This window comes from Botryobacter ruber (genome assembly GCF_003347595.2).
GTDB classification, from domain to species: Bacteria; Bacteroidota; Bacteroidia; order Cytophagales; family Hymenobacteraceae; genus Pontibacter; species Pontibacter ruber_A.
Genome location: NZ_QCZK02000035.1, coordinates 166,939 through 186,038, shown reverse-complemented (window position 1 = coordinate 186,038; position 19,100 = coordinate 166,939). Strand labels below are relative to the sequence as shown.

At 52.3% G+C, this 19,100-nt stretch carries 12 protein-coding genes; all 12 read right to left on the bottom strand.

Features of this window, described 5'->3' with window-relative positions:
• Window positions 1-199: 199 nt before the first annotated feature.
• The 12 genes from DCW36_RS10390 to DCW36_RS10335 all read right to left on the bottom strand — a co-directional run bounded on the left by DCW36_RS10390 (window position 200) and on the right by DCW36_RS10335 (window position 19,065).
• On the bottom strand, window positions 200-1,618 hold the full coding sequence (locus DCW36_RS10390; protein WP_114778565.1) for a sugar porter family MFS transporter: 1,419 nt from the start codon (window positions 1,616-1,618) through the stop codon (window positions 200-202).
• On the bottom strand, window positions 1,593-1,970 hold the full coding sequence (locus tag DCW36_RS10385; protein ID WP_114778564.1) for a phosphomannose isomerase type II C-terminal cupin domain: 378 nt from the start codon (window positions 1,968-1,970) through the stop codon (window positions 1,593-1,595). Before DCW36_RS10385 ends, DCW36_RS10390 begins: the two co-directional genes overlap by 26 nt.
• A gap of 12 nt (window positions 1,971-1,982) precedes the next feature.
• Complete coding sequence (locus tag DCW36_RS10380) at window positions 1,983-3,764, bottom strand: class I mannose-6-phosphate isomerase (protein ID WP_205702915.1); 1,782 nt, start codon at window positions 3,762-3,764, stop codon at window positions 1,983-1,985.
• A gap of 15 nt (window positions 3,765-3,779) precedes the next feature.
• Window positions 3,780-4,709: an ROK family protein gene (locus tag DCW36_RS10375; RefSeq protein WP_114778563.1), complete on the bottom strand. Its 930-nt coding sequence runs from the start codon at window positions 4,707-4,709 to the stop codon at window positions 3,780-3,782.
• 3 nt (window positions 4,710-4,712) lie between these two features.
• Complete coding sequence (locus DCW36_RS10370) at window positions 4,713-5,261, bottom strand: glucose-6-phosphate isomerase family protein (protein WP_114778562.1); 549 nt, start codon at window positions 5,259-5,261, stop codon at window positions 4,713-4,715.
• 22 nt (window positions 5,262-5,283) lie between these two features.
• Window positions 5,284-7,503 carry a glycoside hydrolase family 2 protein gene (locus DCW36_RS10365; RefSeq protein ID WP_114778561.1) on the bottom strand — a complete coding sequence of 740 codons (2,220 nt, stop codon included), beginning with the start codon at window positions 7,501-7,503 and terminating at the stop codon, window positions 5,284-5,286.
• A gap of 121 nt (window positions 7,504-7,624) precedes the next feature.
• The gene (locus tag DCW36_RS10360) at window positions 7,625-9,460 is read right to left on the bottom strand and encodes a sulfatase-like hydrolase/transferase (protein WP_114778560.1); all 1,836 of its coding nucleotides are present in this window, start codon (window positions 9,458-9,460) and stop codon (window positions 7,625-7,627) included.
• 132 nt (window positions 9,461-9,592) lie between these two features.
• Window positions 9,593-11,173 carry a sulfatase family protein gene (locus DCW36_RS10355; protein WP_114778559.1) on the bottom strand — a complete coding sequence of 527 codons (1,581 nt, stop codon included), beginning with the start codon at window positions 11,171-11,173 and terminating at the stop codon, window positions 9,593-9,595.
• 440 nt (window positions 11,174-11,613) lie between these two features.
• Window positions 11,614-13,599: a beta-L-arabinofuranosidase domain-containing protein gene (locus tag DCW36_RS10350; protein ID WP_114778558.1), complete on the bottom strand. Its 1,986-nt coding sequence runs from the start codon at window positions 13,597-13,599 to the stop codon at window positions 11,614-11,616.
• A 405-nt stretch (window positions 13,600-14,004) separates the two neighbouring features.
• Window positions 14,005-15,657, bottom strand: coding sequence for a RagB/SusD family nutrient uptake outer membrane protein (locus DCW36_RS10345; protein ID WP_114778611.1), 1,653 nt, complete (start codon window positions 15,655-15,657; stop codon window positions 14,005-14,007).
• A 12-nt stretch (window positions 15,658-15,669) separates the two neighbouring features.
• Window positions 15,670-16,662 (bottom strand): hypothetical protein, encoded by a 993-nt coding sequence (locus DCW36_RS10340; protein WP_394344804.1) that lies wholly within the window; start codon window positions 16,660-16,662, stop codon window positions 15,670-15,672.
• 126 nt (window positions 16,663-16,788) lie between these two features.
• On the bottom strand, window positions 16,789-19,065 hold the full coding sequence (locus DCW36_RS10335) for a SusC/RagA family TonB-linked outer membrane protein (RefSeq protein WP_114778556.1): 2,277 nt from the start codon (window positions 19,063-19,065) through the stop codon (window positions 16,789-16,791).
• Window positions 19,066-19,100 lie beyond the last annotated feature (35 nt).

The following is a 19,100-nucleotide window of genomic DNA, read 5'->3' as shown; positions in this document are numbered from 1 at the left end:
GGAGAAATCTGGTGTATAAACAGAATAAAACAAAATACCAGATCTCTCATTGCATTCGAGATGACAAATTCTTCTTAAGTTGACGGCATTGGGTCGCGATCTGTCCCTACGAAAACGGATTTGCCCTGCGAAGTAGCATCAGATCCACTGCACCGATCCCTCCTCCAGATTACCCACTTAAAACATAACTGCACTCCCCCTAATGGCTCACCATAATATGCTCTATCTCTTCGAGCTGTTTCCCTTTGGTTTCGGGAATGTATTTGTAGCTGAAGAGCAGGTGCAGCAGGCAACTGCCGGCAAAGATCCAGAAGGTGTTGGCGGTGCCGAAAGTTTCGAGCATCATCGGGAAGAACTGCCCCAGCAATCCTACTGCCAGCCACACGGCCAGTGTGCAGATGGTGACGCCCTGCACCCGGTATGCCGAAGGAAATATCTCGTTGATAAGTATCCAGGTAACAGGCCCTAACGACAAGGCAAAGCAGGCAATAAAAGCCAGCATACAGCACAGGAGAACATACCCGGGCACAGCAGCAGCATTAAATATCCACCCAATCAGGAATAAGCTGACAACCAGGCCGGTTAAGCCCCAGAGCAGCAAAGGCCTCCTGCCTGCTTTATCTGCTTTCCGGATAGCTACAAATGTAAACAGCACGTTTACGCCGCCAACAATGCTCTGGAAGAACAAGGCATTGTCGGAAGCCACACCTGCTTTTCTGAAAATTTCGGGGCCGTAGTAAATGATGGCGTTGATGCCGCTGAACTGCTGAAACAAAGCCAGCAGGATACCAACGAGCAGCGGGAAACGCATGCGCTTCCAGAAACCGGCTGTTGGTGCTGCTGCGCCGGTCCCCTGGTAAGCATGCAGCGCCTCCCACTCCTGCTCGGCCGATGCCTTGCTCCGGGTACGGAACAGGATGTTGCGTGCCTCGATGGTTTTGCCAACCTTGAGCAGGTAGCGTATGCTCTCGGGGATAAAAGCCAGGATAACAATGAACAGAACCGTGGGAACTGCCATCATCAGGAACATGCCGCGCCAGGTTTCCCGTGAAAACAACACTTCCTGCCAGCCGGTGGCTTCTGCATTTGCTTCTGCCGATGCTGCAATGCCCGCATTAACCAGGTAGGCCATAAAGATGCCCAGCGTAATTGCCAGCTGGTACAGGGCCACCAGCATCCCCCGCTTTGCTGCCGGCGCAAATTCCGAAATGTACATGGGCGCCACAACAGAAGCTATCCCTACTCCTATGCCCCCAATCATTCTGCCGAGCACCAGTATTTCTTTACTCTCTGCAAAGGCACAACCGATGGCTGAAAACAGGAACGTGATGCCGGCCAGCACCAGCACATTCTTTCTGCCCAATGTATTGCTCAGGAAGCCGGCCAGCAGCACCCCCATAATACAGCCCAGCAGGCCGCTGCTCACAAACCAGCCTTCGTAGACCGGTGTAAGGGCAAACTTGTTCCGGACCTGCTCGATGGTACCGGAGATAACCGCCGTATCGTACCCGAACAGAAAGCCACCAAGCGCAGGCGCCAGCGCAATAAGAAAAGGGGAAGCAGACAGTCCCATTTTCAGACGCCCCGATTTTTTAATCTCTCTGATAGTCGTCATCATAGCGCTCTATATCATCCTGTTGCCAATTCCCGAAGGCCACTTCCAATACCCGCACCGGCACCTCTCCCGGACAGCTTAACCGGTGTTTTTCATTGGCCGGTATCCAGATTTCGTCGCCTGCTTTGCATTCCATGAGCTTGTCGCCAACCTGCACGAGCGCCCCGTCGTCCAGCACAATCCAGAGTTCGGCGCGGCCGGTGTGCGACTGCAGGCTCAGGCGCTGGCCGGGCAGTGCCGTCATCAGGCTGACGGTGCAGTCTTCGTTGTTGGCGTATTGCTTAAAAGAGCCCCAGGGCCTTTCTACAAATTTCACGTCCGGTTTTTCAGCGGGAATAAATTTCGTTTCAAACATATCTTTTCCGGTTTAATGTCTTACATAAGCTTTGATGGTACCAATGGGCTGCCCTTTGCTTTCGCCGTAGGGACGAATGGTATAACAGCCCACCGAAGCGGGCACAATAAAGGTTTCGGCGTAATGGACCACGAATGGCTCGAAGGCGCCTACAGGACTCTCCACAATGGCTTCACGGCCTTCTACCAGGTTGAGCACGTTTACGCTTCCGTTTGTCTGGTGCAGCACCGGCTTGTAAAACCAGTGGCGGCGCGTTTCGATAAACTCCCGTTCGTGCAGACCTGTCCGCTCTTCCAGCCACCCGTTCCCTTCCGCTATTTTTTCTACCTGGTTGAGGAGCTGCTGCCTGGCAAATGTTTCGTTGCGGCTCCAGTCGATTACCTTTTTGCCATGTTCGATATTGATAGGCCGCGGCTTGCCGTCCAGCCCCAGGCGGCCCCAGTCCCAGAGCTTGAAGGTGAAGATGTAGGGGGTGGCGCTTATTTCGAGCACCATGCTGTTGGCGCCTGAACAGTGGATGGTACCAGCTGGTATGAGCACATGGTCGTGCTTCTTTACCGGTAGCTTCGCTACATACTCCTCAGCATCGAAGTGCCTGCCATCCTCCTGTGCTGCCTGCAGTTTTTCCAGGACGGTTTCAGGCGCTGCTCCATCCTTCAGGCCCAGGTATACAAAGGCATCTTTACCAGTATCGAGCATGTAATAGCTTTCATCCTGGGTGTAGTGCATGCCGAATTTCTCGCGGATGTATTCGGTGGTCGGGTGCACCTGCAGACTCAGGTTGCCCCCTTCCATGGTGTCGAGGAAGTCGAAGCGGATGGGGAATTCGTCGCCGAAGCGGGCCTGCACCGGCTCCCCCAGCAGCTGTCTGGATTGGTAAAAGACCAGGTTGATGGCAGGCGTTTCGAAGAGCACTTCGCCGAACTTCAGGAGCAGGCTGTTTTCTTCGGGCACGCAGTCGAAGCACCAGGCAAAGTTTACTTCCTCCCGGTCCAGGTCACAAACCTCCTTCATCCACTGTCCGCCCCAGGGGCCCGGGTCGTAGAACGGCACTACCCGGAACGGACGGCTGACGGTTTTTTCCAAGGCATACCGATACGCCTCGCCCGCCACCAGGTTTGGCTCCAGCGGGATGGTAGTGTCGAGTACATAATCCAGCCTGGTGAGCAGTTCTTTTTTATGCCGGTCGGCAACACGCCAGTCAACAAAGAAGCCGCGCTTGTATTGCAGCGATGCCTTCTCGCCTTTGTTCTGCAGGCCCAGGTTCGAAATTTCCTGGCGGCGGTAGCGCAACTGCAGTTCCCAGCGGGGCATGTCGGCGTAAATAAGCAGGTCAGGAGCGGTGGCCAGCAAAGCTGCGCCGTAGCCGTAGACGATTGTCAGTCCCTTCGCCTGGTGCAGCTCTTGCTTTGCTGCTGCCAGTGCGTCTGCATCAAAAAAATCGATGAGGTTCAGGCGCGTCATGTACCCAAAAACAGCGTCGTCGGTTACGTCGTTACAGGTCAGTTGCTCTATCTCCTGTTCCGGTTTGAACAGGTCACTGGTGCTGAAGTACGTGTCGGCGCAGAGTGGCTGCAGCAGCTGCTCCAGCAGTTCCTGCTCGTGCACACCCGGATAATAATCAACAGCCAACACAAAGGCTTCTTTGTTACGCGCCGGCAGTTGTTCCTGCAGCACCTTCAGCACCTTGTCCCAACCTGCTACCGCCTGTGCTGCTTTTTCGGGTACTTCCACATAAGGGTACTTGTCGTAATTAGGTAAGCGGTTTTTAAGATATTTATTCGGATTGTTCATCTTCGTAAGCTCCTGTTAAATTTTGTTCCTGTAACTGTAAACAGCCCCCATAATACCTGCGGCATCCTGCAGCTCGGTTACCTTAAAGCCTACCTTGCCCCAAGGCGTCCAGGCGTACTGGTGCACCTTTTCCTGCAGGTAAGGCAGAATTTCACGGGCGCTGTTCAGGATGCCGCCGCCCAGGATAATCACTTCCGGGTCGTAGGCGTGGATGTAGGTGATGATGGCGGCCGCCCAGATATCGAGGCTCTCCTCCTTCAGCTCCGTGGCCACCAGGTCGCCGTTGGCTGAGGCCTGGAACAGGGCCTGGTAGTCGATGCGCTGGCCCTGCAGCAGGCTGTCGGAGTAATTGGCATGTTCGGCTGCGCGTGCGGCCAGGTTCCAGGTAGCGGCTTCGGCTTCGGCACACCCGATGTTGCCGCAGGTGCACTGGCGGCCCTTGTAGTTCACCACAAAGTGCCCCCCCAAACAACCGGCCTGGAAATGCTTGCTGCGCATCAGCTGCCCGTTCATGATAACCGATGTGCCGATACCCGTGCCGATGGTCACCATCACCAGGTCGTCGTATGCTCTGCCTGCTCCGTATTTCCATTCGCCTACACTGGCCATGCGGGCGTCGTTGTCGATAAAGAAATCGGCGCTCCACCTTTCGCGGTAGTACGCCGCCAGGTTCAGCTGCGCAGCGTCGTCGTATTTCTGGTTCGTAGACAGCACCTTTCCCGCATAAGGGTTTACAATGCCCGGAAAAGCCATGGCCACCCCTTCCAGCGCCCGCACGTCATGCTGCTGCACCAGGTCTGCTATTGCTTCGTCTATCAGGGGCAGGTGCGGTTCGAGTCCTTTGATGGATTGCGCCGCAATCACCCGTGTATCCAGCAGCTCTTCGCCTGCTGTCAGCCCGATTTTGATGCGGGTGCCGCCGAGGTCTATGCCAATGCAATGCATAGCCTACAGGAGCACCGGCTCGTTATCACTGCTCTTCACTCTCCTGGAAAAGCCGTTTTTATCAATCACTTCATAATTGTGGCCTGCGTCGGAAGGCCAGCAGGCGCCAAAACGCAGCACGCTGTCGCCGGTGTTCACTACCCGGTGTGCGGTGTAGCCGGGGATGTAGTGCAGGCTGCCGGGGAACATACGCTCGGCACGCGTGTGGCGGTTACTATCCATGAGCAGCAGCAGGCCTTCGCCCTCCAGGCCCCAGTAGTATTCCGCCCTGTTCTCTACCGCATGCACATGGCCGCGGGTCATGAAGTATTCGTCTCCTACCGTACCGGGGTACAGGTGCGTCAGGCCAAAAAACAGCCCGCCTTCCGTGCCTTCTGCTACCGGAAGCCAGGCATCCACTTCGTAGACTACCTGGTCGCCGTCCATCTTTTCAAAAGCAGCTTCATCTTCAAATACTCCCTTTAGCTGGGATAATAATTTTACACTTCTTACTACTTCTGCACCGCTTAATAGCGCGTTCTGAAATATTGTTACCGGTGTTACTACTTCCATTACAGTTTACTTTAAATGCTGTTTATTTCCGGGCGCTGACACCGGTAAAGTTTTCGGGCAGCGGCGTTTCGTAAAATTTGTACTGGTCCTGTTTGCCTACTTTGAGGTAGCGGCGGCTGAGCAGCTTGTCCTGCCTGCCGTTTTCGGTGAAGGAAGTCTCGAGCAGGTAACCGTCCGCCGCTTTGGGCAGCTTAATGGTGTAAGGAATTTCAGTGCGGTCAGAGGCGGCAATGGTGACAGGTACAGTGTCCTTAAATACCGCTACCCCTTTTGAATTGAGCAGCCTGACGGTCACTTTACCGGCTTTCTGTTGTGCCACGTCGTTCACCGCCATCAGGGTAAAGTTCAGCTTTTCGCCCGGCGTGTGCGCGGGCTGTCCTTTGGCATAACGCTCGTCGGTGAGGTTGAGAAAGACGGTAGTCGGGGCGAAGCAGTGTTTGAGCCAGTAAAGGGCCGGCGACGGCGTAAGTTCTTTGATATCGCCGATAAACCAGTCGCCGGTATAGCCATAGTTGTTGGTGAGGTAGCAGAAAGCCAGCAGTCCGGCCACCTCTTTGTTGCTGCGCAGCAGTTCCGTTTCGCACTGCAGCCAGTAGGCCTGAAACGCCCTGCGCTGCTCCACGGTGCTGTTGCTGCCCATGTAGTGGTTGTACACCGGGATGGTAAGTTTGCTGGGGGTGCCGTCGCGCCAGAGCCATATCCAGCTGTATTCGTTTACCAGCTGCGCAGACGCTGACTTCTCCAGTTCCTGCACAATGTTGGGTTTGTAGTGCAGGTTGCCCAGCGGGTAAGGCGTGTCTTTTATTTCTTTGTCGTTGGGCCTGCCCAGGTACACGTGCGGCTCGTCCATTTCGTCATCAGTCAGCTGCGAGGCAGTCATGTAGCCGGCATCCCAGAAACGGGTGGGGTCCAGCTGCTTCAGTTCGGGTATCAGCACATTGCCCATATACTGGTGCGTGTTCTCGTTCAGGCCATCCCAGATGGCGATGCTGGGGTGCGAGCCGTCGGCCCAGACCCAGTCGGTGTACTCTTTTCGTATCTGGTCGTCCCAGCCGTGGTGTTGCCAGTAGAGCCATTCGTTCTGGAACAAAAGTCCATACTCATCGGCATAGTCATACCAGAAGTCCGGGGCAATGCTAACGCAGATGCGCATGCTGTTCCAGTCGAGGCTCTTGGGAATATCCACCAGCATTTTCTTCACCCACTCCTTATCCCAGACCAGGTTGCCGCAGTCCGGGTCTTCGAAGAAACGCTGCAGCGTAATATTGGAGCCGCGCAGGTAAATTTTCTCGCCATTAAGGTAGAAGGACTTGCCCCTGCGCTCAAAGTCGCGCATACCAAAGGCCCGCTCTACCCTGTCCGACTCCTTACCGCTGTGCTTCACCGTAACTTCGGCGGTGTACAGGAAGGGGTCATCGGGCGACCAGGCGTGCGGGTCCGGCAGCGGCATCTCCACGCTTATCTCGCCCAGCTGGTCGCGCAGAATATGCGAGGCACCCTGCGCACTAGCTACCTGTTTGCGGCTTTTCTTTTCATACACCTTTACCTCGTACTGCACGCGGTCGCCTTTGGGGTCTTTGGGTGTCTGAAAGATATTCAGGTTCCAGATTTTAGCCTTTACCGTTACCTTTTTCTCCTTCAGGTTTGGCAGGGCCAGCACCCGGCTTACCCACATTTTGTCGGTAAAGGAAAGCGACACGTCGTCCCAGATGCCGGGCAGGTAGTGTTCTTTTTCCTTATCGGTACCGCCTGCCGCATGGCTGGGCAGCCAGTAGCGGTCGGCTACTTTCAGCAGTATTTCGTTTTCCTGCCCGTATTTCAATGCCCGCGTCAGCACCACGTCGATGGGCGTGTAGCACTCCACGTAAGTGCCCAGGTCGATGCCGTTGACGAAAACCTGCGTAACGTACTGGCTTTTTTTGATGGTAAGCACCGCCTCGCGGCCCTCCTGCTCCTTGCCTACTTTTACCGTCCGGCGGTACCAGTTGTATTTAGGCGTGTAGTCAAGCTTGAGGATGTTGCGCGTGCCGCTGAACTCCGCCTTTTCCGGACGCTTGAAAAATTTGTCGTATTCCTCGATGCGCGGCGTGGCCAGGTGAATGAGCCCGGGCACCGGAATTTTACGGGTAAATTCCTTGGGCGGAAAAGCAGCCACCGTCTGCTCGAACTCCCAGGTCCCGTTCAGGTCGATGGTAGTCCGCGGCGCATTGGCCAGTGCCGGAAGAACCAGCAGCACTGCCATAAGAAAAGTCAGTAGTGGTTTATACATCATGCTACTTCTGAATATTTTTAACTTGTTTGATGCTTTGCAATTCCTTTTCACCTTTCCGCTACACACTTAGCCGAACTAATGACCTCTGGGGCTACCGTTTGGCAAATCCTTCCCTGAACCTGGTGATAATGTGCGTGGCCACCTGCACATCGTGCGCTGCAATGCTGCCTTTCTTTTTGCTTTCAGAAGACGCTGCAATCTGTTTGATGGCAGGCAAGGCGGGCTGGGCATCTTTTTCCATTGTCTCGAGCACCGTTAAGGCATGCACGCGCACAAAGTCGTTTTCACTGGTAAGGGATTGGGTAAGCACCTGCAGCACGTCCGTCTTTTCCCCCAGCCCATACAAAGCTTCGGCCGCCGCGATACGGACCGATGGTTCCGGGTCGTTCAGCAGTTTCGTCAGTTCAGGTTTGGCCGCTTGCGCCTGCCTGCCCAGGATAATACAGCCGTTTGCACTCCAGTACCGCACGATGGGGCTTTTGTCTGACAGCCGTTCGGTCAGCTGTTTCAGGTGCCCGGCATCACGGGTGGTAGCCATTTCAGCAGTTTCGAGTATTTTCTCCAGCGGATAAGCTGCGCTTCGCGCGTAATCATAACTGGTGCCTGTCTTGGAGATTTCCACCCGCATGGCCTCCGGAATAAAACCGGCATCCCTGCTTTGGAGCATCATATCGTGGGTGGCTTTGCGCATTTTTTCCAGCACTTCGCGGTACTTTTTGTCCCCGGCCAGGTTGTGGATGTTGTGCGGGTCAGCGGTTACGTCATACAACTCCTCGGTGGGCTTTGGCTGCCAGAACGCTGCTTGTATCGCATTTAAAGTTCCGGCCTTGTAGCTCTTTTCCCAGGACCCGATGGAAGGCGCCCGCCATAAATATTCGTTGCGCAACCCGTAAGGCTTATGCGGAAGGAAATTCCGTACGTAGCGGTATTTTTTGTCCCGGACAGAGCGAATCAGTTCGTCGCGCTCGTCTATTCTTCCCCGGAACGAGAAAGCAAATTCCTTTTCCGGGGCCTGTTGCTCTCCCAGGAAAGGCTTGCCCTGCATATGGCCGGGAACCCTGATGCCCGCCAGGCTGAAAATGGTTGGCGCAAAATCTATAAACGACACCACCCGGTCGGTTTCCGAACCGGGTTTACCGGGAGCCAGGTGGGCATATTTCTTCGGAAACCGGATGAGCAGCGGCACGCGTAGCCCGGAATCGTTCATGAACCGCTTGCTGCGCGCCAATACACCGCCGTGGTCGCTGTAGTAGAACACGATGGTATTCTCCGCCAGTCCTGCCTCTTCCAGCTCCCGGAGCAATTTGCCTACCTGCTGGTCCATGGCCTGTACTTTGTCGTAGTAGAGCGCCCAATCGTGCTTCATCTCGGGTGTAGCCGGGTGGTAAGGCGGAAGCTGCACTTTCTCCGGGTCGTGCTTCAGCGTGGCAGCCTGCCTGTGAATGCTGCTCTCATGTGACACGCTCAAATTAAATATGGCGAAAAACGGCTGCCCCGGCTGGCGGTTTTTATAGGTGGCCTTGTTACTGGATTCGTCCCATATCTTACGGTCCCAGAGGCCCGGCTTTTTGGCGATGTTATAATCTTCCTTGCCGTTGTTGGTGGTATAATAGCCCGCCTCCTGCAAATATTTGGGGTAGAATTTAATAAATGTCGGAATGGGATAGGTGCTGCGCATTTGTTCGGTGCCCATGCTAGTGGCATACATGCCCGTAATGAGGGTAGTGCGGGAGATGGCACAGGCCGGCCCCGACGCGAAAGCATTCCGGTACAGCACCCCCTCCTTTGCAAGTTTGTCCAGGTTGGGGGTGGTGGCGAATTTATCACCATAGCAACCCAGAAGCGGACTGTTGTCTTCACTCACAATCCAGAGGATATTGGGCCGGTCTTTGGTTTGCTGCGCCCACACACTCAGGAAGCATGCCATGCAAAAGAACAGAACAAACAAACTTCTAAGCATACCTTTCAGATTAATCGATTTTTTCTATTTCCTCTCTTTCGGATTTGTGCAGCATACCCCAAAAAAAGGTTCTGCACCTGCCACCATTGCCTCTGCTGCTTATTTATTGGCCAGGGGCTGGGGGTCTTTGTATTTCTGCTGCAGTTCCGCCAGCTCTGCTTTCAGTTTTGCTGCTACCTTTGCGTATTTCGGGTCGTTGTACAGGTTCTTCATCTCCTGCGGGTCCTTTGCCAGGTCATACAACTCCCAGGTGCTGATGGGGTCGTAAAAGCGAATGAGTTTGTACTGCGAAGTCCGGATGCCGTAGTGGGCCGTGAGCCCGAACGATTTGCCGTAGTAGTGGTAGTAGATTTTGTCGCGCCAGTTATTTACCGGCTGCCCGGTCAGTACCTGCTTCATCGATTCGCCCTGCATATCACCGGGTACCTGGATGCCTGCAAAATCGAGCAGCGTGGGACCGATGTCGAGGTTCAGCACGTACTCATTTACTTTTTGTGCCGGTTTAATGCCGGCCGGGTAGCGAATCATCATGGGCGTGCGCAACGATTCTTCGTACATAAAGCGTTTGTCGTAGAGGCCGTGCTCGCCCAGGTAAGCGCCCTGGTCGGAGGTGTAGATGATGATGGTGTTGTCGGCCAGGCCATTTGCTTCGAGGTATTGCAGCACCCGGCCCACGTTATCGTCCACGGACTTGATGCAGCGCAGGTAATCTTCCATGTACCGCTGGTACTGCCATTTCACCCGTTCTTCTGTGGTCTTGAGTTTGGCAAATTCCTCCTGTTCTTTCCGGTAGGCTTTGTTCCATACCTCCCGTTGCTGGGGCGTCATGCGGTTAATTTCCCGCATGTAATTCCTGGGCGCCCATTTTTCTCCCTTCTTCGGAGTGCAGCCATTGCAGGGCACTTTGGTGTCGTGGTCGATGTCCAGGTTGTTTCGCATACTGATCTGCTGCCGCTGCAGGGCCGGACGGTCCTTGTAATCGTCGTAGAAGCTGGCGGGCATCGGAAACTTGCGGTCGTTGAAGAGCTCCAGGTTCTCGAGCGGCGGCATCTGGTTGCGGTGCGGAGCCTTCTGGTGCAGCATCAGCATAAAGGGCTTCTGCTTGTGCGCATCTATCCAGCTTAATGCCAGGTCGGTGGTGACGTCGGTTACATAGCCGTTGTACACGGTGTCCTGGCCCATGTTGATGAAGCGGGGGTTGTAATAATCGCCTTGTCCGGGGAGGATATTCCAGTAGTCGAAGCCGTCGGGAGTGCTGTTGAGGTGCCATTTGCCCACAATAGCGGTGCTGTAGCCGTTTGCTTTCAGGAGATGCGGGAATGTCTGCTGTTTGCTGTTGAAACGGTCCTGGTTGTCGGTAAAGCCGTTGATGTGCGAATACTTGCCGGTCAGGATAACGGCCCTGCTGGGTCCGCAGATGGAGTTGGTCACAAAAGCATTCCGCAGCAGCGCTCCCTCCTGCGCAATCCGGTCGATGTTGGGCGTTTTAATCAGGTCCGGGCTGTAGGCGCTGATGGCCTGCAGGGCATGGTCGTCGGACATGATGAAGATGATATTTGGCTTTTGCTGTGTTTTCGCCTGCGCCTGTGCCGCCGGCACATGAAACAGAGAAGCTGCAACAGCGCCACCTATACAGGCCGCAACGGCACCTGCTTTTTTCAGAAAACGTAATCTCTTCATACTTCCGTTGTTTTAAAAAACTGAATTTTTTTGTCCCCCTTTGAAGCTAATCTTGTAGGGAAAAATTGTCTGTTTTGCAACCATTACCTTAGCTCGTTAACTGTGCAAGAACTGCTTCAAGTTTAGCGCAGCGTAACTTGGAGCTTTTCATCCGGCAAGTTTTCAACTTGCGTGTCTATAAAAGCTGGCATGCGCAGGCACGAAAGCTGAAAGCTTTCATAATAAAGAGCTCCAAGTTACGCTGCGCTAAACTTGAAGCAGTTTTTTTGCTTTTTTAGGAGCAAAGGCAATGGTCGCAGCTACAGATAAATTTCCCTACAAGATTAGCCTCCAAAGGGGGACACTGCTGCTAAAGCTAAAAGGTTTGCACTTTGTCGATTCGGTTAAATAAAGCAGCAGCAGATACCACCCGTAGTGCAAACCGCTGCTGCATTTAAAAGCTACTGCCTTTTAGCTGCGGCCGTGTTATTAGTGGGGAAAGAAACCTTCCGGAGAATCGTAGAACCCATCGGGTACAGCTTTTCGGTCTTCACTTCTCCGTTGGCCTCAAAGGTTGCCAGCAGGTAGTGGTGCGGCACATCCCAGGGGAAACTGGTGCTGGCAGAGCGGTTTTTAATTACTTTCAGACCGCTGTCTTTGGCTTTTGGGTTCACGACCAGTTTATAATCGCTGAAGATTTTTTCGGCTGCTGCTCTGTCTTTCGGAAACAGGTTGAAATGATAGAAGCCTTTGCGGAATGTCTTTACCGTGTCGCGCACCTCCTCGATAGGCAGGGCGTACAGCAGCGCCCCCTTGCGCAGGTAAGTATCGCCGTTTACAGCCCGCAGGGGCTTCACACTGCTCTCGAAGCTTACCGTAACCTTATCCCCTGATTTCCATTTTTTGGTGAAGATGTAGTAGCCGTCCCGGGTACTGGTGCTGGCGCCACCTGCCTTCACCTTCATATTATCGGCCCAACCCGGTTTGCGGCAGATGATGGAAAACTCGGCAGGTCTGTCTGTCTGTACCTTGAAAGTCACCTGGTTTTCGAAAGGGTAATTTGTTACTTCCTCTACTGTTACCTTAGCGCCATTCACGGTAGTAGTTACTTTAGACGGACCATAGGCTGTGGCCACCAGTCCTTTTTCGTCCTGGGTTTTCATCCAGAGGTTGCTCACAAAGTAAGGGTACAGTTTGCCGGCGTTCAGGTTGCAGCAGGCTGGGTTGTTGTTGGCCGAGTGCTGGTAGCGGTGGTTGTTGTGGAAAGCTTTTACCTCCAGCTTGTTGTCGGTAGAGAGATACGAGGTGCTGGACATATCGGCAAAGCGTGCGCCCTGTGCTGCATTAAACACAATATCCTCGATTTCATCGGCCAGGTCGGCCCTGCCCGATTTCTGCATACCGGAGAAGGTACTGATCACCCGTTCGGTCATGGTACAGAACTCATAGTAATTGTTCGGGTCGCCCGGGCGTTTCTTCACCAGTTCGTCACTCACCAGGGCACCGCTTGGCACCGTAGACCCGTTCAGCTTGTAAAAAATGTTGTCGAAGGCGGTCTTATAGCGTGGATCGTTTGTCTGGGTCGACAACCAGAGCACCGCCCGCATGTGCTCTACAATGTGGGCACCATGTTCTTCGAAAAGCAGGTCACGGTCGAGCAGTTTCTCCAGCTGGTTATCACGGTTGTTGGTAATTTTGCTGGTGGAATAGTCGTTGTAGAGCCAGAAGGCGAAGTCGGCATAGGCTTTATCGCCGGTAAGCGTGTGCAGCATTTCCATGGTTTCGATAAACATGAGGCCATGTGCTGTTCCGCCCCCGTTGTTTCCGGGAATCTGGAAGTAGGATTTACCCGGGCCATAGTGCGACATGGTCAGCTTTGCCGCTTTTTCTACGGCATCCAACACCTCTTTTTTCCCCGTGAACTCATAGTAGGAAATAAGGGCATTCAGGATGCGGCTTTGCGTCCAGAGCTCCCCGTTTTCGCCTTTGAGCATACTCAGGCGATGGCTTTTTTTGTAGATACCAATGTAACCGTCTTCCTCCTGGTGCTGCAGCACATAGTTCACAATGGAATCTGCTTTCTGGATCAGTTTCGGATTGCCGGTTATGAAAGCACTCCGCACCACCAGGTCGGCAAAGTAGCCTTCGTGTTCGCCCCACCACCAGGTTGTTTTCCGTATCGTGTAATCTCCTTTTTTGTCGATATCGAAGTTGGTCACCTTATCCGGCCCGAATACCTTGTGCTTCATGGTAGGCTGCATCTTGTCAATAGCAGACAGGTAACCCTGGGTCATGTCCCGTTCCACCAGGTTCCGGAGCCAGCCGCCTGCCTCCACTTCGCTCAGCCTTAAAAGTTTAAAACCTTTTAAATTTACCTGGTCGTCGGGCTTGAATGCAACAAGCCCGGCAAACAGCACTAACAAACCGAAAAGTATTCCTTTTTTCATAAGTATATATTAAAAAATTATGCGCGGCCTATCAGCCTTAAAAATGCCGGCTTACCCGGCAGCCATGTTTCTGCTACCACAGGTATAAGCTGCTGAACCTTCAGGACCAGCAGTAAAACAATATTAAGTATCCAGGCGCAGGAGGCTTATAACTATTTTAGTTTATGCTGTAACAATTGTGTATTGCAGCAAAAAGGCTAACAAATAGTAGCAAACCGAACAATAAAAAGAGGTACTCCTGTTATGCGCCTCTAATGTTTGCATGTTTTTACAGAAGATTCCGGCAACCCGATACAGCCACCTTTGCCTGCGCAAGAGACTACCCTGCTATAAAAGGAAAGCGGCTACCGGAATCCGGCAGCCGCTTTCCTTTTATGGCAGCATCTGTTACAGGTGCCGGATGTACTATTGAAGATTCGGATTGATATTCACCTCACCCAACGGAACAGGCCAGGTTTCATCCTGCCCCACCCTGAATGCTTTTTTGGTCACAAACCAGCGTTTTTCCGGATCTGCAAATGCGCCATCCTTTCGTAGGGTTTTAGCTGTTGGGAAAGGGGCTCCAAAAAACCTGCCTTGCAGCACTGTTCCTGCTATACCCCAGCGTAGCAAGTCCCAGTAACGGATGCCTTCGCAGGCGAGCTCATTTCTGCGCTCCCGGCGCAGTATAATGCGTAGTGCTGCCGGATCGGTAGTTGTTACCGGTGGCATGTTTACCGAGGCCCTACCTCTTACTTTATTCACGGTAGCGTCCAGCAAGCCCTGGTCTATGGCATCTCCAGCTTCCAGCTTTGCTTCCAGGTAGCTCAGCAGCACCTCTGCGTACCTGATAACGGGAATATCATTGCCGACCCGCTGCGGGTCACCGGCATAAGACTCCACCATATACTTTCGCAGCGCATATCCTGTGCGAGTAGCAGCTTTTGCATTTGTTACCTGGTCAGCAGACGTAGTTGAATCCGGGTGGCTCACATATTTTAAACCACCGAACGTAGCACCATTTACAAATATCGTGTAGCCAAGCCTCGGGTCCCTGTTCTTCCTGATATCGGTGTGGTCATACCTGGGATCTGAAAAGGAGAATGGGGTGCCATCGGTAAACTCATACGATTCCACCAGATTGCCCAGTGGGCAGAAGAACACCCAGCCTCCTGCCACCGCCATATGTGTTTTTTGCCTCAGGGCGTTGCCCAGCAGGTTCTCCACAAACACACTGCTGAAGATTATCTCGTTGCTGGTTTCATTTGAACCGTTGAAGAGGCTTTCGTAGTTGGGGTCTATGATATTGTCGTTAAAATCGATGATGGCTTTGTAGGTCTTTGCCGCATCAGCAAATTTACCGGCTGCCAGTTCCGATCTTCCCTGAAAAGCAAGGGCAGCCTGTTTAGAAGCTCTTCCAAACTCAGCGGAAGGAATGTCCTTATGACGGGGCAGGTCGGCAGCAGCAGCAGCAAATTCACTGATAATAAACTCGACTACCGCTTGTTTCGACGTTTTTGTTATGGTGTTGGCCTCATCTACGGTCAGCACTTTGGTTACAAGCGGTACCGCGCCGAAGTGTTGGGACAGGTAAAAATATTCTGCAGCCCGTAGAAAGCGAGCTTCAGCCACCATACGCTTAAGCTTTTCCTGAGAAACCGGGGCTTTTACAACATTTTCCATAAAGTAGTTACACCGGGCAATTTTGGAATAGCTGTTGCTCCAGTAATGCTGCAGCAATCCGTTGTTATTTACCAGCGTACCGTTTGTCAGCCTGTTCAAGGGTGAGCTGTCGCCTCTTCTGTCATAGGCATTATCGGTTGCCATTTCCGGAAAAAGCAATCCGGAATAAGACCACCAGTCAGTCGGATTTACATCTCCGCCATTATACCGGTGGTTTCCCCTGTACACACCCGTCAGCGCTAACAGCGTATTCTGCTCAGATGTCCAGAAGGTAGTATTGGAGAAACTGGACAGAGGACTTTTATCTAACTCCTTTTCACAGGAAACGGACACAAACAGCAGCAGCAGGAACAACGCCGGTACTTTGCCAAAACGATTTTTATATATCTTTTCCATACACATATTCATTTAAAAACCAGCAGTAACGCCAAAAGTATAATTAGCCATGATCGGATAGTAGTTGATGAACCCGGCATTGATTTCAGGATCCCAACCCTCCCTGTAGTTACTAAGGGTAAGCAGGTTCTCAGCACTAAGGTTAAAACGCAGGTTGGCCAGTCCTACTCGTTTAACTGCAGCAGCAGACAGCGCATAACTTAACTGTATGTTCCTTAGTTTAATGTACGATGCATCTAATACCCAGTAATCTGACAGCACGGTATTGGGGGTGCCACTGTTAGGCACCAGCTCGAACCGGGGATATTTTGCATCAGGATTCGGGTTTGCTTCTGTCCATCTTTCCTCCATCTGCCAGCGCTGCACATTACCATCGTTTGTAAAGAAAGCATGTCCGGCATGGTTGGTAAGGCGGCCCTGCACACCCGACACCGCCTGCACCAGTGCGTTTATACTGAAGTCCCTGAAGCTTCCGCCCAGTGATAAGCCATAAGAGTATTTAGGAATAGTGCTGCCAATGATAGTGCGATCATAAGCCGCGTTAACCACACCATCGGGTACACCGTCCGGTCCGCTTATGTCTTTGTATTTCACATCTCCCGGCTTGGGAGAAGGATTAATGGCAGACTGATTACTGGTTTTGGTATAGTTATCCACATCTGCCGCATCCACGTACAGGCCGTCTGAAATATAGCCATAGTAAGGCCCGATAGGATAACCAACAAACAGGTTAGAACCGTTGCCTACCATGCCATTTGGCTGAACGATATTGGCTATGCCAAGATCCAGCACTTCATTGTTGACGATAGAAAAATTGGCTGCCATAAAATAGTTGAAACTGCCGATACTGTTCCGGTGATCAAGTGTAAATTCCCACCCTCTGTTTTCCAGCGAACCGGAGTTTGTTCTGCCTATGCCAAACCCCAACACGTTAGAAACACTGGCGTTTGGCGAAACCAGGATATCGTAGGTGTAGCGGTTATAGTAGGTGGCGCTAAAGCCCAACTTCCCGTTCCAAAGCCCGGCATCCAGACCTACATCATATGTTCTGGTAGACTCCCAGTGGATGTTGGGGTCTACAAGTGTTGTGTTGGCAACACCTGTATTTACACTGTTGCCAAAGCCATAATTCTAGTTGGTGCTGAATACCTCCTGGTACGGGTAGTTGCCAATATTCTGGTTACCCAGTACGCCATAAGACGCCTTCAGCTTTAGCTCGTTCAGGAAATCAAGCCTGTTCTGCAGAAACTTCTCTTCCAGAATCCGCCAGCCAACTGCCACCGACGGGAAAAAGGCGTATTTGCGGTGTTTGGGGAAGCGGGAAGAGCCATCGTAACGCATGGTGCCTTCTGCTAAATATTTATTGGCGTAGTTGTATTTAACCCTGCCAAAGTAAGAGTCAAGGGCCGATTCGCCGGCACTGCCTCCGTTGGTCAGCCCGTCCACAGCGCCTGCATCCAGTACTGTAATGACGTTGCTCGGAAAATCGATTCTGGATGCACTTGTGTTCTCGTTAAAATAAGCTTCGTAAGAATGCCCTGCCAGCAGGCTGACAGTATGTTTGCCAACGTCGCGGGTGTATTCCGCTAACTGCTGCAGCGTTTTGTAGGTAGCATGTGCGTTCTCTACATGTAAGGTAGAAGGGCCCAAAAAGACATTGGCATTAAGCCGTTGCGTTGCCAGGAAACTATCTTCCCTTCCGTTCATTTGTGTGTAGCCGGCAATTGCAGAAAGCTTCAGTCCTTTCACTACCTCCCAGTCCAGCCTCATATTACCGTTCAGGTCGGTTGTTTTGTTTTGATAGAAGCCGTCGCTTTCAAGCAGCGAAATGGGCGTACCATTGCCCACTGCCCCCAGTCCATAATCTCCGTTGCTTAGTTTGGCCGGGTAAATGGCCGGGAACCGCACCGCCTGACCGATAATTCCCAGAGTTCCTTTCTCGCCTGCCGATACGGAGGCCGGGCTGTTTGGCTGGTGGTCGACTACATGTATGCTGGAGAGCCTGGTTGTAAGCTTTAAGGCAGAAGAAAGTTCAGACGTCAGGTTCAGGCGCAGGTTGTACCGGTTAAAATTGTTTTCCGGGATAATACCATTCTGGTACATATAGCCCATCGACAGTAAATACTCTGAACCTGCGTTCTTTTTAGCAACAGTAAAATTATGGCCGGTCTGCAGCGAGTTATCGTTAAAAATTTCGTCGATGTAATTGATGTTCGGGTAATTATCCGGGTCGCTGCCATCCTTAAACTTCCGGATCTCTTCATCCAAATAACCACCTGCGCCACCGCCGGTAGCTTCATTCATCAGGGTGGCATATTCCCAGGAATTAACAAACTTTGGAAAGTTGGTAGGCCGCTGAATGCCTGCATAAGCGTTATAAGTAATACTAAGCTTTTCGCTTTTCCCAGTTTTAGTAGTAATGAGAATAACACCGTTTGCTGCCCTCGATCCATATATGGCTGCAGATGATGCATCTTTCAGGACAGACACGTTCTCGACATCATTCGGGTCGATATCATTCATCGAGTTCACCGGTATGCCGTCTACCAGAATCAGGGGTGCTGCCCCTGCTCCGAACGAACCTACTCCACGTATCTGGATGCTTCCGCCCGGCGCTCCCGGCAAACCGGAACGCTGAATAACGGTTACGCCCGGCATCTGCCCTGTAAGTGCCTGTTGCAGCTGGGGGGTAGTTCTGTCGTTGATTTCCCGGGCGCCTACCTGAGAAACAGACCCAATCACTTCCGACTTTTTCTGGGTTCCATACCCTACTACAACTACTGCATCCAGGCTCTGCGATACCGGATGCATTTTTACATCTATCCTGGCCCTGGAGCCGACCCGGACTTCCTGCTCAGTATATCCGACAAATGAAAATACCAGGATGCTGCTTTCATTTATTACTTGTAAGGAGTAGTTGCCATTCAGATCGGTGGTTGTTCCTGTTGTGGTTCCTTTTATCCTGACACTAACACCTGGCAAGCCCTCTCCTTTATCGTCCTGTACCTGCCCGGTAACATTAACAGGCGTTTTTGCTTCCGGTTCAACCGGCATTCTCCTGATGATCACGGTTTTATTTTCGATCACATAGGTGAGGGGCTGTCCGGAAAAACATTTATCGAGCGCCTCCGGAAGGGTAGCATTTTCAAGAGTTAGACTAACCGGCTTTACGTCCTTCAGCATCTGAATATTGTACAGGAAGTTGTACCCACTCTGTTTCTTTATTTTGATTAATACCTGCTCCAGCGGCGAGTTCCTTTCTGACAATGTAATGCGCTGCGCATTACTGGCTGCACTTACCTGCAGTAACAGCGCAATATTAAGGATTAGGGTAAGCTTTGTTACAACCAACGGCTTGCCCGGAAAGCTGTTTATCAACTTGCTTATTGCGTGCGTATAAAAATTCATACATTTGTGTAGTTTAGGTTTAAATTGTGAGGGAT